Source organism: Pseudomonas sp. GL93 (genome assembly GCF_003408955.1).
GTDB lineage: Bacteria > Pseudomonadota > Gammaproteobacteria > Pseudomonadales > Pseudomonadaceae > Aquipseudomonas > Aquipseudomonas paracarnis.
Window position 1 is genome coordinate 115,421 of the sequence record NZ_NKRF01000078.1, and the last position, 13,417, is coordinate 128,837.

Genomic DNA, 13,417 nt, shown 5'->3' on the forward strand with positions numbered 1-13,417 from the left:
CGGCCTAGGGCCTGAACCGCACCAGCATGCGCTGCCCCACCCGCAGTGAATCCGGCGGCGGTTGATCGAAGGCCAATATGCATTCGACCGTGCGCATATTGGCCCTGACTTGGGGGTCGTCCTCCAGGGTGCTGTTGCCCAGCACCGCGCTGATGCGCACCACATGGGCGGTCAGCGGTGCCGAACCGGTACCGTTGTCGTCTGAGACTTCGGCCTTCATGCCCACAACCACCGCACCGGTGAATGACTCGTTCAGCTCGGCACGTACGATGCGTGGCTGGTTGGGCAGCAAGATGAATGCGGCCCCGGCGTGCGCGGTTACGGTGGCGCCAGGTTGAACCAGGCGACGCACGACTTCGGCGTCTATGGGCGCACGCAGGCTGCGCAAGGTCAATTCGTAGCGTGCCGCGCTGAGCTTTCTTGCTGCGGCCTGGGCGTCGCTCTGGTTCTGTTCAAGCGCATCGCGCAAGCGCTCGGCGCTCTCGTGGGCCTCGTCCGCGCTCTGGCTATCACCTGCACCTGCGGCAGCGGCCGTGGCCAGGCGCGTGGCGCGCTGCTCGGCAAACTTGAGCTGGCGTGCCAGTTGCCTGGCCTGCACCTGTACCTGTTGCTGTTCACCCAGCGCAGCCGCCACCACCAGTTGCGCCGGTTCACTGTCCAGCGTGGCGAGCAACTGGCCCTTTTTGACCGACTCGCCTTCATTGACCTTGACCTCGGCAACCACACCGTCACGGGTGGCGCCGAGCTTGAGCAAGCCACCTTCCACATCGATGCGCCCGCGCGCTACTGCGAGGTACGCCGGGGCCGAGGCGCTGGGCTTGGCGGGGACATCTTCACGGGAGCAGGCGCTCAGCAACAGCAGGGCGCTACCCAAGGCTAACCAGGGACGAAACAGACGCGGGTTCATACAAAGTGTTCCTGGGGGCCGACGCTCAGCGCCGGTTGGAGGGGAGGGAAAGTGTCGTTGAGAATGCGGCCGTCTTCGATGGCCAGCACCCGGTCGGCGTTGCTGATCAAACGGGGGTCGTGACTGACGCAGAGCACTGTGGTGCCTCGGGTGCGGGCAATGCGATGGAGGATGTCGATCACGATGTGACCGTTGGTGGCGTCCAGGGCACTGGTCGGTTCGTCCGCGAACAGCAACTCGGGCGCCTTGGCCACTGCGCGAGCGATAGCCACGCGCTGTTTTTCGCCGCCGGACAACTGCGCCGGGCGCAGTTTCAGGCGTGCACCCAGGCCGACTTCTTCCAGCGCCTCGATGGCGCGCTGCTGTATTTCCTTGGCAGGCAGCCCGAGGTAGCTCAAGGGCAGTTCCACCTGCTGCAGGGCGGTCAAGGCCGGGAACAGGTTGAAGCCCTGGAACACAAACCCGGTGTGGCGCAGGCGAAATTGCTCCAGGGCGCGCCTGTCGAGCTGGGCCAGGTCTTGCCCGAGCGCGATTGCGCTGCCTCGGTCGGGGCGCTGCAAGCCGCTGAGAATCGCGAGCAGGGTGCTTTTTCCACAGCCCGATGGCCCTGAGATCAGGGTCAGCTCGCCAGGGTGTATCGCCAGGCTGATGTCATGCAGCACGGGCGTGACGATGCTGCCTGAGGTAAAGGATTTGCCGATTCCGCTGGCGTGAAGGGTGACGGGCATTGCCGAATTGAGGAGGCGCATGGATGGGTTATCTCAGAAGGCTGGCCGGGTCGGCGTGGCGCAAGGTGCGGATGGCCGCCAGGCCTGACACGAGGGCCAGGGTCATGCTCAGCAGCAGGCACGCCAGGGCTGCGACGGGGGAGAGCTGCACCGGCACGTTGTAGTAGCCGGCGAGCGCAAAGAGCAGGCCGGCGAGCACCGAACTGCCCAGCAACCCCAGGGCCCCGACCCAGAACGCCTGCTCCATCACCACTTTGCGCAGTGCCGTAACACCAACGCCCAGAGCGTTCAGGGTCGCGTATTCGCGGATCGAGCCGACCACCGCCGCCACCAGCGTCTGGCTGGTGATCACCGCGCCTACCAGAAACACGATCGCCGCGAGAAACAGCACGCCGGCACCGGCGCCCGTGTCGAACATCCAGTACAGCTGCGAGCGCTGGGCGAACTGTTGTGCGGTCCAGACCGCGTAGCTGCCGAATGCAGCGCCGTCGCCCAGGCGTGCGGCCACCGCTTCGGCCTGGGCGGGGTCTCGCACCTTTGCCACCAGGTAGGTGATGCGGTCTGCCGTGGCGTTGGAGTCCAGTTGCCGGGCAGTGGCCAGCGACGCCAGCACATTCACCCCGCCCAACGCACGCAGGCCGCTGGTCACGCCGACCACGTGCACGCGATGACCGTTGATGGTCGCGGTGTCCCCCGGGTTGACGCCCAGGCTGTTCAGGTCGGCACGGTCGACGATTACTGCGCCGGGTTCATCCAGGCGTGCACGCAGCGCCTTCGGCAGCGCGCGTTCGAACATCAGGCCCTGTGGCCCCGCATCAATACCCGAGACAAACACCGAGACGCCGCCGGTGTCCCGTGCGCCACGCCAATCGGCATCGACCCAGCGGAACGGTTCCACACGCAGGACGTCGGCGTCCATGCGCAAGCGCATCTCCACGCCAGCGTCGATTGGCCGGCCGAGGTTGACGCTTTGGGTGCCGGGGTAACCCACCCACAGGTCGGCCGTGGAGCCGGTGATATACACACTGGCGCTGCCGAAGATGCCCAGCACCAGGGCGGCCTGCAACAGTTGCAGCAAGCCGGCGAAGCCCACGGCGATCATCGCCGGCAGGAAGCGGCGCCATTCATGCAGCAAGGTCAGACGGGCGAGTGCGACCATCAGTCAACCTCCTTCAAGGCGTCCGTCGGTAACGGCGCGCCACCGAGCGCCTTGTACAGCGCGATGTAGGCGACCCCGCGTTCATGGCTGGCACTGTCGGCCTGTTGCTGGGCCTGCTGCGCCTCGAACTCGGCGCTCGTCAGGTCGAGCGTGCTCATCAGTCCCAGGTTCGCGCGCTGTTGCAAGGCGCGCAGATGCGCTTGCGTTGCGACGCTCACCTGGCGTGCGGCTTGCTCGCGCAATCGCGCTTGCTCCAGGTCACCCAGCGCTATTTCGACCTGTGTCACGCCTTGCAGGACCGCGTTGCGGTAATCCAGCACGGCGGCCTTCAATTGGTGATCCTTGGCGCGTGCGGTGGCGGCGCGCTGGCCCCAGTCGAACAACGGAATGCTGATCCCCGGTCCGGCTGAGAAAATCGCGTCGCCGCTGGGGGTGTGTTTGCGATTGCTGGCAATGTTCACGGACCACTGCACTGAAGTGCCCAGGCTGAGGCGCGGGTACATATCGGCGCGGCTGATGCCCAGTTCCCCGGCGGCCACCAGCACCTCGGCCTCGGCGCTGGCGATTTCCGGGCGCGTGCGCAGCAAGTCTGCCGGCACCTGGTTCAGTTGCCATGGGCCCAGGGGGGGGAGCGGTTGCGGCAGCAGCCAGCGCGCATCCGGCTCGGCTTGCCCCGACAGTAACGCCAACTGCTGCGCGTGGCGGTTGATCAGTTGGCGCGGCGTGCTCAGGCGCATCTCGGCCTGCGCCAGTTCGGCCTGGGAGGCGGCGACGTCAGCGGGCGAGGCCAGGGCCAGGTGTTCACGTACCCGCAACAGCGCGAGTTTTTCCTGCAGCAGGTCACGCTGGTGGGTCAGGCCGCGCTCTGCCTGTTGCGCCTCGCGTAGCGCCAGCCACTGCCGCGTGACCTCGGCGGCCAGCGACACCTGCACGCTGCGCAAATCGGCCTGCACTCGCGACTGGTGACCCTGTGCCAGCCGGTCGATACTTTGCCGGGCGCCGAACAAGGGCAGCTCCCACTGCGCGTCAAAGCCGATCAGAAAATACGAGGTGCGGGTATCAGGGCTGATCGCATCGTGAGTCTTCACGCCCAGCGCAGGCAGGTAAGGCGCTTGTGCGCTCTGACTGAGCACACGGGTGGCCCGCAACCGCTCGATGGCAGCGCCGACGTCCAGGTTGTTGCGCAGTGCGCGATCCACCAACCCATCGAGTTCGGGGTCATTGAAGGCCCGCCACCATTGATGTAAGTCAGGACTATGTTGCGCCAGAGCGGGCGGCGTGTTGCGCCAGGCCTGCGGCGTGGACGGTTTCAACACTGGCAAGGGCGCTACGGAACAGCCGGTGATTAACAGTAGGGACAGCGTGCACAACGTCCGACCGGAGCGCGATCTGCTAAGAGGCTTGATAGGTGTCACCCAAGAGATATCTGAACGGCGCGACTCTACTCATAGCGTCCGTTCAGTTCTGTTGGGAAATTGTATAACGGTGAAGTGGAGGCGGGCGGCCGCGGTAGCAACTTCGGCCTTTTGATAGGCCGGTTGGGCATTACTTCAGGTTTGTGCGTGGGCTCTTACTTTTCGTCGACGTTTTACCCGCAGCATGCTGACGAAGCGGCGGTGGTTTCTTGTATTAAGGATCAGCAGGCCGAACAGCGATTGAACCAGTGGAAATATTGCAAACATCGTTATTGGGTTGTTCCCCAAATAGCCTGCCGAAAGTAATGCGTTCAGGGCCGCGATGCCGAAAAGCAGTGAAGCCCCTGAACGAAAGCCCGCCGCCACGAAGGCTACCCCCGTGCACAGTGCCAGTAGCAGTGCCATGCCCGCCGCGAGCGCATACTCGCCAGGGAGATAATGAACTCGGACGTAATACGGCAGGCTATGTGACAGGTTGCCTGAAATACTGCCTAAGCTCATTGATATCCCCATGCCCACAATGAATGCAAAACGTCGTATATAACGGCTTAACGTTCGGGAAACTTGTGGGTTACCGATATCATTGCTCATGGCTGTTGAACTCTTCATAAATGCCAATAAGGATAGGGTTGATATTTCCGGAAAAGCCGCTGCCGGTCATTGCCAGAGCGGCACCGACCTGATCGGAGAGTTGATTGAGAAGGTCGTGGCGTAAGCGCGTATTGCTGAACCGCTTGGGAAGGGTTCCGGCCAGTTGTTTTAACCGAATAATTTCTTGAGGATGACGAAAGTTCTGTAGACGCAGGACTTCGTTTGTCAGTTTTGCTCGTTCCTGGCGGCTCATACGCCTCAGGATGTCGTTCAGGTCACGGCCTGTCGTATGTTTGATCGTCATGACAGTTTTTACGGTGACAAACGTCGTGCTACCGGCACCCACCAGCGAGATGCCATCCAAAGCTACTGTCATTGCCCTGTACCAACTAAGGCTGTCGTAGTAATCGTTTTCAGCCGGGTTGGTTAGCTCTTTGAACGTTCGCCATATGCCGTTGCCACATTGCAAAGCACTGGCGGCGGCGGCTGTATAAGCAACATAAGTGATTGCGAGGCTGGAACCCGCAGTGAGAGGCGCTGACCCGATGCTCGCCTTGGCAACGATAACCCCGATCACAGCCCCTGCGCATGCTAGGGCCATCCCTGCTGCCTCGCGCCATATCTGCGACTCGCGTGGCGAGTTTGCCATCCAGTGCGCGTACTCATCGGCAGTCATCATCGGGCCCACCAGCTCCCGCAGAATCACCCGCTTGGGTCTGATACTGCACAGCGGTACAAACTCACGCAGCACCGTCACCTGATAATCACTGCCAACATGCACTACGCCGGCCCCTACGATGGCCGGGTCAGCGTCAATGGTTCTATAGAGTTTGGGCAGGTCCAGCAGACTGATTAACCGCTGGCGAGTCGTGGTGTGCGCATCCGGCACACCGCTTCTCAGGAAATCGCTGGGCATCCTTTCACCTGTGCTTAAACAGAGGTGAAAGAGCCTGGGGATAGCTTCCTTGTAATGATGTCAGGTCGTTCGCTGTTTATTGTAGGAAGCGGCTGGGCGGTTATCTCATGGCGCTACAAAAGTCTCGTGCAAGTGCCGCCACAACAGCGCACCACTGGCCTGCTTTTCGAATACCACGGTAGCGCGGCGGTCGGTCTGGGTACCGCTGTCGTCAATCTGATGCTCGCGATACGTGACCGTGGCGCCGCGTGCGTGACGGTCGATACCGGTCATTTCACTCAGGGTGATTTTCAGCCCTGGACGCATCCCGCCCAGGCGGGTGAATAGTGCAATGACACCCGCCGTATTCACTCGTGTGCCAGTCGCAGGGGCGATCATGCTGAACTCGGGTGAGAAGCGCGCGAGCAAACTCTCCAACGTCCCGGGCGGCGCAACCCCAGCAAACCATTGCTCGATCTCGACGTGGGTGTGGATCACTTCTTCAAAAAAATCACTGTAGTCAATCATGGTCAGGCTCGCTGGAGGGGTGAAGCAGTGCGCGTACCCTGGAGGTATCCAGGCGCAGCACGGCAAAAAGTGGCAACAGCGTCAAGGCTGCCGCCATCGTGAAGGTTATGGCAAAGGAATCCAAGGCCGACAGCATTGCGCTGAGCACGGCGGCGCCGACGCAGAAGCTCACTTGGCGGTTGATATTCCACAGGGCGCTGGCATGGCCCATGCGCTCGGCGGGGATGTCGAGAAAGGCCAAGGTTTGCGCGGTGCTGCTGCACAGGCTGCCGCCCAGGCCCATCAGCGCGTAGGCCGCAATGATCAGGGCGGGCTCGTTGAGCAACAGGATGCCAGTGCATTGCAGCGCCATGCCCGCCAGCAGCAAGGATTTGGGGCCGCAGCGATTGAAGAGTTTCTTGCTCAGGTAGATTGCCACTGCCGAGGCCAGCGCCCAGGGCAACATCAGCGCGCCGGTCTGGGTAGCGTCATAGCCCAGGCTGCGCACATAAAGGATGGCGATCAGGCTGGTGCCGATAAACACGCCGGGGACACACAGGTACACCAGCATCGCCACGCGCAGTATCGGGCTGGCGACTTGTTTGAAAATGCTGCTCAGGTCCAGAGGTGGGCGCACGCGGGTGGGCGCGTCGGGTTTTATCCACAACAAGGCCAGCAGCAGGGTGATCAGGGCCAGGGGCAGGTTGGCGTAGAAAATCCAGCGCCAGGACACACTGTCGACAATCACCCCACCCAACGCTGGCGATAACGCCGGCACCAGCAACGCCACCGACATCACCCGCGCCGTCAGATGGCTGCGCTCGGCGGCGGGAAAGTGACGGTACGCCATGGCTTGCCCCACGGGAATCAGCAAGCCGCCGCCGAGCCCTTGCACTGCGCGCCAGCCTATCAACGCCTCAATGGAACCGGCCTGGCCCACCATCACCGAGGCGCCGGCGAACAGCAGCAGGCTGGTGGCGATCAGCGTGCGTTCGCCCATGATCGCTGCCAGCCAGACACTCAGGGGAATGATCAGGGTCAGCCCGAGCATGTAGGCGTTGCTGATCCACGCCAGTTGCGTGACCGAGGCGTGCAGCTCGCGGGCAATGTCCGGGTAGGCGACGGTGGCGACAAACATGTTCACCAGGTCCAGGGCAAAACCCAATAAAAAGATCCAGGCGACTTTCGAGCGGTAGGTCATGAACGCGTTCCTGCGAGTGAAGCCGGCAGGGTAGGCCGCACGCAGGGTTTGGGATACGCCGGTTTGCCTGCTAGTTTGTCAAAAATATTTTGACAAAGGAGGTCTGGCCCAATGGTCAGCCTGGACCGATTCGATACCTTCAAGGCCGTGGTCGAGGCCGGCTCGCTCACCGCTGCCGCGGACCTGCTGGGCCAGACTCGCGCCGTGGTCAGCTTCAACCTCAAGCGCCTGGAGGCAGAACTCGGCGTCACCCTGCTGACCCGCAACACTCGTCAATTGGCGCTCACCGATGCCGGCGAACGCTTCTACCTGCGCTGCACGCGTATGCTCGAAGAGGCCCGTCTGGCGATAGAAGAAGCCCGTAGCGAACATGCCCAGCTCAAAGGCACCCTGCGCATCACCACCACCGTCGAATATGCCTTGGCCGTAGTTGCTCCGGCGGTAGAAGCCTTTCGACGCCTGCACCCGGACCTGAATATCCACTTATCCACCTCCTCCACCCACGCCGATCTGATCTCCGAGCGTTTTGACCTGGCGATTCGCCTTGGGCGCTTGATGGACTCCAATCACCGCGCCATGCAGTTGTCCACATTCGACGTGTTCGCCGTCGCGGCGCCGCAGTTTGCTGCAGTTCAAACCCTGGATGAGTTGGAGCAGTTGCCCAGGCTGGGCCACGGCCGCTTGACCGAACTGAGCGTGACCGACCCGGCAGGTCTCGAACACCCTTATCGAGCCGGCCCGTCTGCCTTGGTGGCGGACAGTGCGGCGGTCCTCCAAGCCTTTGCCGTGCGTGGCCACGGTGTGGCGGTTTTGCCGCAATGGCTGGTGCAGGAGGATCTTGACGCGGGACGCTTGGTGCGCCTATTGGCGGACCACCGCTTTGCCCCGCAAGGGGTTTACGCGATGTATCCGGACACGCGGCATTTGCCGCTGAAGGTGCGGGCGTTTATTGATTTCATGAAGGCTTAGAGCGTACCGCCCAAGCCAAAGCGCTTCCTCAACACCTTCTCCAACAACCCCTTGGGCAATAGCGCCGCCATCAGCGGCAGCGCCCGGCTGCCGTTGCCCGAGCGCAACAGGCGCGGCGGTTGCACTTGCTGCACCGCCTTGAGCACGTCTGCAGCAAATTCATTGGCCGGGGTTGGCTTGTCCTGGGACGCTTGGCTGCGTGCACGAATGCCCTCGCGCAATGGCCACCATGGCGACTGTTCGTGGATCAGCAATTCGGCCTGGGCGCCGGCATTCTTGGCAAAGCTTGTATTGATCGCACCGGGCTGCACTTCCATCACGCGCACGCCAAACGGTGCCAGCTCCATGCGCAGGGCGTCGCTCAACGCATGCACAGCGGCTTTGGATGCGCAATAGGCGCCGGCGAACGGCGTCACCAACACCCCGGAAACGCTGCCGATATTCACCACCAGGCCCTTGCTGCGACGCAGGGCGGGAAACAGCGCCTGGGTCACGCCGACGATGGAAAACACATTGGTTTCGAATTGGCGCTGCATCGCTTCGGTACCGCCGTCGAGCAACGGGCCCATGGCGCCGTAGCCGGCGTTGTTGACCAGTACATCCAGCTCGCCCCACTGCTCGGACAAGCGTTGCAGGGCGGCGCTGTCGTTGACGTCCAGTTGTAGGGCATTAAAGCCTGCGGCGGTAAGCGCGGCGACGTCATCGGGTTGGCGGGCGCTGGCCCATACCTCGAAGCCTGCGGCTTTGAACGCATCGGCGAGGGCGCGGCCGATGCCGCTGGAGCAACCGGTGATCAGTACGTTGGGCATGGGTCCATCCTTTGTCAGTCCGAGAAACTGCCTTGCAGGTGCTCGGCGCGAAATTCCAGGGTTTGTGGGCGATAGCCAGGGCGCAGCGGCGGGGTGGGCAGGCAGTCATCCCAGGTGGCGCCCGCCTGTAGCTCGCCGGGGCCGCGATAGCGTGGGGCGGCGTAGACGTTGTCGGCCAGGTTGACGGTGTCCCCCGGCGGATAGGCCGCGACGCGCCATCGCAGTTCGGTCAGTGGCACGTCGTTGCCGTTGTTCAGGGTCAGTTTTAAAGGACGGTCGGCCGGGCATTCCTGCGGGGCGTAAGTAATGCGCAGCTCAAGGCGAGCCAATTGCGCGGCTTCGCGGTTGTCCAGCCATACCACCCAGACGGCGACGAAACCCAGGCCGACGGCAGCCGCCAGCGAAACCGGCAGCGCCTTGGCCGGGTAGCGCAGCAGCAGGATCAGCCAGGTGATGATCAAGAGAACGCCGAAGAACATGGTGGCCACCTCGAATGGGGAACGAGCATCCTAACTTAAGCGTAGGTGGGATTGGTTAGCTTGAGCATTGTGTTGGCCGCACGGGCGCCATCGCAGGCAAGCCAGCTCCCACCTTTGATCACATTCTAAAGTGGATACGCGGTTGAAGGTGGGAGCTGGCTTGCCTGCGACGAGGCCCGCACCGTCACTACAAATCCCCAATAAAAAGCCCCCACCCAACCCACTGCGGATAGGGGACGCAATGGGCTGGGTGAGGGCTTCTTGTACGACTGTTTTACTGCGCGATAGTTTTCACCGATACACCACGTTCAACCGGTGTCGAGCGCCCGTAGATATCTTCGAAGCGCTCGATATCGTCCTCGCCCAGGTAGCTGCCCGATTGCACTTCGATGATCTCCAGCGGGATCTTGCCCGGGTTGCGCAGGCGGTGCACCGAGGCGATCGGGATGTAGGTGGACTGGTTTTCGCAGAGCAGGAACACGTTCTCGTCACAGGTGACTTCGGCGGTGCCGCTGACCACGATCCAGTGTTCGGCGCGGTGGTGGTGCATCTGCAGCGACAGGCACGCGCCCGGCTTGACCGAGATGTGCTTGACCTGGAAGCGCCCGCCCATGTCCACCGAGTCGTAGGAACCCCACGGGCGATAGACTTCGCAGTGGTTCTGGGTTTCGCTGCGGCCCTGGTCATTGAGGGTCGAGACCATCTGCTTGACGCCCTGGACCTTGTCCTTGTGGGCAATCATCATCGCGTCTTTGGTTTCCACCACCACGATATTGTCCAGGCCGATCACCGAGACCAGCTTGCCGTTGCCGTGGATCATGCAGTTGCGGCTGTCCTGGATCACCACGTCGCCTTTGCTGACGTTGCCGTTGGCGTCTTTATCGTTCACCGCCCACAGCGAAGCCCAGCAACCCACATCGCTCCAGCCGGCGGCCAATGGCACCACGCAGGCGCGCTGGGTCTTTTCCATCACGGCGTAGTCGATGGAGTTGTCCGGGCAGCAGGCGAAGGTGGCGTCGTCGAAGGTCACGGTGTCGGCGGTCTGCTCGCTGCGCTCCAGGGTCAGCACGCAGGTGTCGTAGATGTCCGGATCATGCTTTTTCAGCTCTTCGAGGAAGCGGCTGGCGCGGAACAGGAACATGCCGCTGTTCCAGAAGTAGCCACCGCTTTTGACGAACTCGACCGCACGTTTTTCATCGGGCTTTTCCACGAACTGCTGCACGCGGCTCACGCCTTCAGGCAGCAGCGAATCGTTGGTGGACTTGATGTAGCCATAACCGGTTTCCGGACGGGTCGCCGGTACGCCGAACAACACCATCTCGCCACGCTCGGCGGCTACCGTGGCCAGGGCCAGTGCGCGTTGCAGGGCTTTCTGGTCGTCGATCACGTGGTCGGCGGGCAGCACCAGCATCAAATCGTCACGGCCTTCGTTGACCAGCATCATCGCGGTCAGGGCTACGGCCGGTGCGGTGTTGCGGCCAAAGGGCTCCATCAGGATACGTTGGCATTCGAGCTTGCGTGCGCTCAGTTGCTCGTTGACGATGAAACGGTGGTCTTTGTTGCAGACCACGATCGGGGCGTCCATGCCTTCGAACACCAGGCGCTCCAGGGTTTGCTGGAACAAAGTGTGCTCGCCGGTCAGGGCCAGGAACTGCTTGGGGAACTGTTTACGGGAAAGCGGCCAAAGACGTGAGCCGCTACCACCGGAAAGGATTACTGGGATCATGGGTGTGTCTCCTTGAATCAGTTTGGGTCAGAGCTACGAAGGTTTGTCGTTTCACTCTTGTTTTTGTCTCGGTCCTGAGTTGTACCCCGGTCAGTGTGGGAGCTGGCTTGCCTGCGATGGCGCCTTCAAGACCGCCATCGCAGGCAAGCCAGCTCCCACAAGGGGGCGTGTCAACTCAGGGAAATAGTTATCGGGTCGACACTGGGCGTTTCACCCAGACTGGCGACAGGCTCGAACCGGAACCGGTGACGTACAGCACCGCCGCTTCACCGCGTTCCAACGCCACCGGCTTCACATCGCCGACTTTCTTGTCACCGTCATACAACGCCAGGCTTACTTTCACCGGGTTGATCTCACGCTCGCCACGACCCTTGGCAGCCACCGACTTGACCACGTCGGTCTTGCCGTCGGCGGTTTTCAGGGTCAGGGCCTTGTCGCTGAGGTTCTGCACGCGCACCAGGGATTTCTGCTTGTTCTTGAACGGCGGTTCTTCGATCAGTTGCGGCTGGCCGCTGCCGCTGTTGACCAGGGTGTAGTAGTGGTCGGCCGCGAGTTTGACCGGCACGGTCTGGCTGCCGACCTTGGCGCTGTAGTCACCGCCGGGCATGAAGCTGAAGTCGCTGCTGGCCAACGGTGCAACGTCGCTGAGGTTGGTGCTGCCGACGGTGGCGCTGACTTCCTGGTTGCTGGCGTTGTAGATGCGCACGAAGCTCGAACCCTTTGGCGCGGTTGGGCCGTAGAGGGCGGCGTCACCACCGGCAAAGGCGGACATTGATACGAAGCTCAGGCCGGCAGCGATAGCCAGGGTCTTGGCGAGACGACGAGGAGTAGTAGTGAAAGTCATGTGAGTTACCTCTCTTTCAGTTTTGCGCCCGGTCGGGCGTCTCGGATTTAGTGTTGATTGCCATGTTTTGTTGGCGCGAACCGGCTTGTTTAAGCTGCGCAACCCACGCTGGGTCGGCGTCACCGATTTCGTTATTCACGGGCAGATAGCGTTCGGGGAATTCCCAGATCAGCACCTGGGGCGGGTTGTTCTTGAAGTCGTCACTTTTGAGGTAGCTGAGCATCGGCAGGATCGGGCCGTGGCCGTCTTCGGCGTAGCTGACCACGTCGCTGTGCAAGGCTTGCTTGAGCGCGCCCACGAAGTTCCAGTTGGGGTTGGCGCTGTAGCTGGTGCCCACCAAGGCCACCGGGGTTTCGCTGTCGCTGAACAGCGCGTCATCACCTTTCTCTTCGGCCAGGTGCGTGACGCGTTTTTCCAGCGGCTCTTTAGGCGGCATCAGGTTTTCGAACAGCGGGTCCAGGGGCAGGAACAAACGCAAGTCGCCTTTATGCGGCTCGGTTTTCTCAGCCTCGGTGACAAAGCGCTGCGGCTCGCCGCTCAGTGGGGTCTTGTCGGCAATCGCCTTGGCCAATTGCTTGGCGGCGACTTCGGCACCGTCCGGTGTCCAGTGAGTATCGGTGCGCAGGAACACTTGCTTGCCGGCGAGCTTGGCCTGTTGCAGCGGGCCGAGCAGATCTGGAGCAGGAATGTTGTCCGCCGCCACTCGGGCATGGAAGTCCTGGTACAGGTTGGCGTGCACGCTGGCCGGTTTCACTTCACCCAGATGCTCCGGATACAGGCGCACCTTGGCCGGCACGATCGCCATCACCAGTTGGATACCCTGGGCCTTGAGCTTCTGGCGTACGCCTTCGACCAGCGCGTAGTTGCCTTGCAGGTTCTGGTCTTCGTTGACGGCGGGGGTGAATTCCTCGTCGCTGTACAACCAGTTATCGCGGCCCAGCACCACGCCAGGGCGCCCTTCATTGAACAGCTTGTAGTCCAGCGCGGCCCACAGGTTGGTGCCCAGGCGCTTGATCGGGAACTCGTCGTCGTAGTGGGTCTCGACGGCTTTGGTCCAGCGACCGTTGAGCACGGTGGCATCGGCGTTGGTGCTGAAGCCAAAGAAGCTGCGCAGCGACCAGGCGCCGAGTGCCAGCAACAGCACCAGGAACAGGCTTATGTAGAGGACGCGTAATGAGCGGGTCATG

At 62.2% G+C, this 13,417-nt stretch carries 14 protein-coding genes; 1 reads left to right on the forward strand and 13 read right to left on the reverse strand.

Annotated elements, in window-relative coordinates; translation table 11 throughout:
- Positions 1-4: 4 nt before the first annotated feature.
- From CER19_RS16760 to CER19_RS16795, 8 genes are all read right to left on the reverse strand, one after another.
- Positions 5-907, reverse strand: a complete 903-nt coding sequence (locus tag CER19_RS16760; protein WP_116667198.1) for an efflux RND transporter periplasmic adaptor subunit — start codon at positions 905-907, stop codon at positions 5-7.
- On the reverse strand, positions 904-1,656 hold the full coding sequence (locus tag CER19_RS16765) for an ABC transporter ATP-binding protein (protein ID WP_116667199.1): 753 nt from the start codon (positions 1,654-1,656) through the stop codon (positions 904-906). Before CER19_RS16765 ends, CER19_RS16760 begins: the two co-directional genes overlap by 4 nt.
- Positions 1,657-1,663: 7 nt before the next feature.
- Positions 1,664-2,794 (reverse strand): ABC transporter permease, encoded by a 1,131-nt coding sequence (locus tag CER19_RS16770; RefSeq protein ID WP_116667200.1) that lies wholly within the window; start codon positions 2,792-2,794, stop codon positions 1,664-1,666.
- Positions 2,794-4,110, reverse strand: coding sequence for a TolC family protein (locus CER19_RS16775; RefSeq protein ID WP_256660470.1), 1,317 nt, complete (start codon positions 4,108-4,110; stop codon positions 2,794-2,796). Before CER19_RS16775 ends, CER19_RS16770 begins: the two co-directional genes overlap by 1 nt.
- 234 nt (positions 4,111-4,344) lie before the next feature.
- Positions 4,345-4,800, reverse strand: coding sequence for a hypothetical protein (locus CER19_RS16780; protein WP_256660464.1), 456 nt, complete (start codon positions 4,798-4,800; stop codon positions 4,345-4,347).
- Positions 4,790-5,716, reverse strand: a complete 927-nt coding sequence (locus CER19_RS16785; RefSeq protein WP_116667203.1) for an NAD synthetase — start codon at positions 5,714-5,716, stop codon at positions 4,790-4,792. Before CER19_RS16785 ends, CER19_RS16780 begins: the two co-directional genes overlap by 11 nt.
- A gap of 105 nt (positions 5,717-5,821) precedes the next feature.
- Complete coding sequence (locus CER19_RS16790; protein WP_034134554.1) at positions 5,822-6,223, reverse strand: hypothetical protein; 402 nt, start codon at positions 6,221-6,223, stop codon at positions 5,822-5,824.
- The gene (locus CER19_RS16795; protein WP_116667204.1) at positions 6,216-7,403 is read right to left on the reverse strand and encodes an MFS transporter; all 1,188 of its coding nucleotides are present in this window, start codon (positions 7,401-7,403) and stop codon (positions 6,216-6,218) included. Before CER19_RS16795 ends, CER19_RS16790 begins: the two co-directional genes overlap by 8 nt.
- A 111-nt stretch (positions 7,404-7,514) precedes the next feature.
- On the opposite strand from CER19_RS16795, the gene CER19_RS16800 reads away from it, so the two are divergent.
- Positions 7,515-8,372, forward strand: coding sequence for a LysR family transcriptional regulator (locus tag CER19_RS16800; RefSeq protein ID WP_116667205.1), 858 nt, complete (start codon positions 7,515-7,517; stop codon positions 8,370-8,372).
- Here CER19_RS16800 and CER19_RS16805 read toward each other — a convergent pair.
- The 5 genes from CER19_RS16805 to CER19_RS16825 all read right to left on the reverse strand — a co-directional run bounded on the left by CER19_RS16805 (position 8,369) and on the right by CER19_RS16825 (position 13,416).
- Positions 8,369-9,181, reverse strand: a complete 813-nt coding sequence (locus CER19_RS16805; protein WP_116667206.1) for an SDR family oxidoreductase — start codon at positions 9,179-9,181, stop codon at positions 8,369-8,371. The genes CER19_RS16800 and CER19_RS16805 overlap by 4 nt on opposite strands.
- A gap of 14 nt (positions 9,182-9,195) precedes the next feature.
- Positions 9,196-9,660 (reverse strand): multidrug transporter, encoded by a 465-nt coding sequence (locus tag CER19_RS16810; protein WP_116667207.1) that lies wholly within the window; start codon positions 9,658-9,660, stop codon positions 9,196-9,198.
- 274 nt (positions 9,661-9,934) lie between these two features.
- Positions 9,935-11,386, reverse strand: coding sequence for a mannose-1-phosphate guanylyltransferase/mannose-6-phosphate isomerase (locus CER19_RS16815; RefSeq protein ID WP_116667208.1), 1,452 nt, complete (start codon positions 11,384-11,386; stop codon positions 9,935-9,937).
- A 187-nt stretch (positions 11,387-11,573) separates the two neighbouring features.
- Positions 11,574-12,230: an alginate O-acetyltransferase AlgF gene (locus CER19_RS16820; protein WP_116667209.1), complete on the reverse strand. Its 657-nt coding sequence runs from the start codon at positions 12,228-12,230 to the stop codon at positions 11,574-11,576.
- Between the two features lie 16 nt (positions 12,231-12,246).
- Entirely contained in the window at positions 12,247-13,416 is a 1,170-nt protein-coding gene (locus tag CER19_RS16825) for an alginate O-acetyltransferase (RefSeq protein ID WP_116667210.1), read from the reverse strand.
- Position 13,417: the final 1 nt, after the last annotated feature.

Coding starts and splice junctions, on each gene's coding strand:
- CER19_RS16760 (WP_116667198.1), bottom strand. CDS start 907: ATGAACCCGCGTCTGTTTCGTCCCTGGTTAGCCTTGGGTAGCGCCCTG.
- CER19_RS16765 (WP_116667199.1), bottom strand. CDS start 1,656: ATGCGCCTCCTCAATTCGGCAATGCCCGTCACCCTTCACGCCAGCGGA.
- CER19_RS16770 (WP_116667200.1), bottom strand. CDS start 2,794: ATGGTCGCACTCGCCCGTCTGACCTTGCTGCATGAATGGCGCCGCTTC.
- CER19_RS16780 (WP_256660464.1), bottom strand. CDS start 4,800: ATGAGCAATGATATCGGTAACCCACAAGTTTCCCGAACGTTAAGCCGT.
- CER19_RS16785 (WP_116667203.1), bottom strand. CDS start 5,716: ATGCCCAGCGATTTCCTGAGAAGCGGTGTGCCGGATGCGCACACCACG.
- CER19_RS16790 (WP_034134554.1), bottom strand. CDS start 6,223: ATGATTGACTACAGTGATTTTTTTGAAGAAGTGATCCACACCCACGTC.
- CER19_RS16795 (WP_116667204.1), bottom strand. CDS start 7,403: ATGACCTACCGCTCGAAAGTCGCCTGGATCTTTTTATTGGGTTTTGCC.
- CER19_RS16800 (WP_116667205.1), top strand. CDS start 7,515: ATGGTCAGCCTGGACCGATTCGATACCTTCAAGGCCGTGGTCGAGGCC.
- CER19_RS16805 (WP_116667206.1), bottom strand. CDS start 9,181: ATGCCCAACGTACTGATCACCGGTTGCTCCAGCGGCATCGGCCGCGCC.
- CER19_RS16810 (WP_116667207.1), bottom strand. CDS start 9,660: ATGTTCTTCGGCGTTCTCTTGATCATCACCTGGCTGATCCTGCTGCTG.
- CER19_RS16815 (WP_116667208.1), bottom strand. CDS start 11,386: ATGATCCCAGTAATCCTTTCCGGTGGTAGCGGCTCACGTCTTTGGCCG.
- CER19_RS16820 (WP_116667209.1), bottom strand. CDS start 12,230: ATGACTTTCACTACTACTCCTCGTCGTCTCGCCAAGACCCTGGCTATC.
- CER19_RS16825 (WP_116667210.1), bottom strand. CDS start 13,416: ATGACCCGCTCATTACGCGTCCTCTACATAAGCCTGTTCCTGGTGCTG.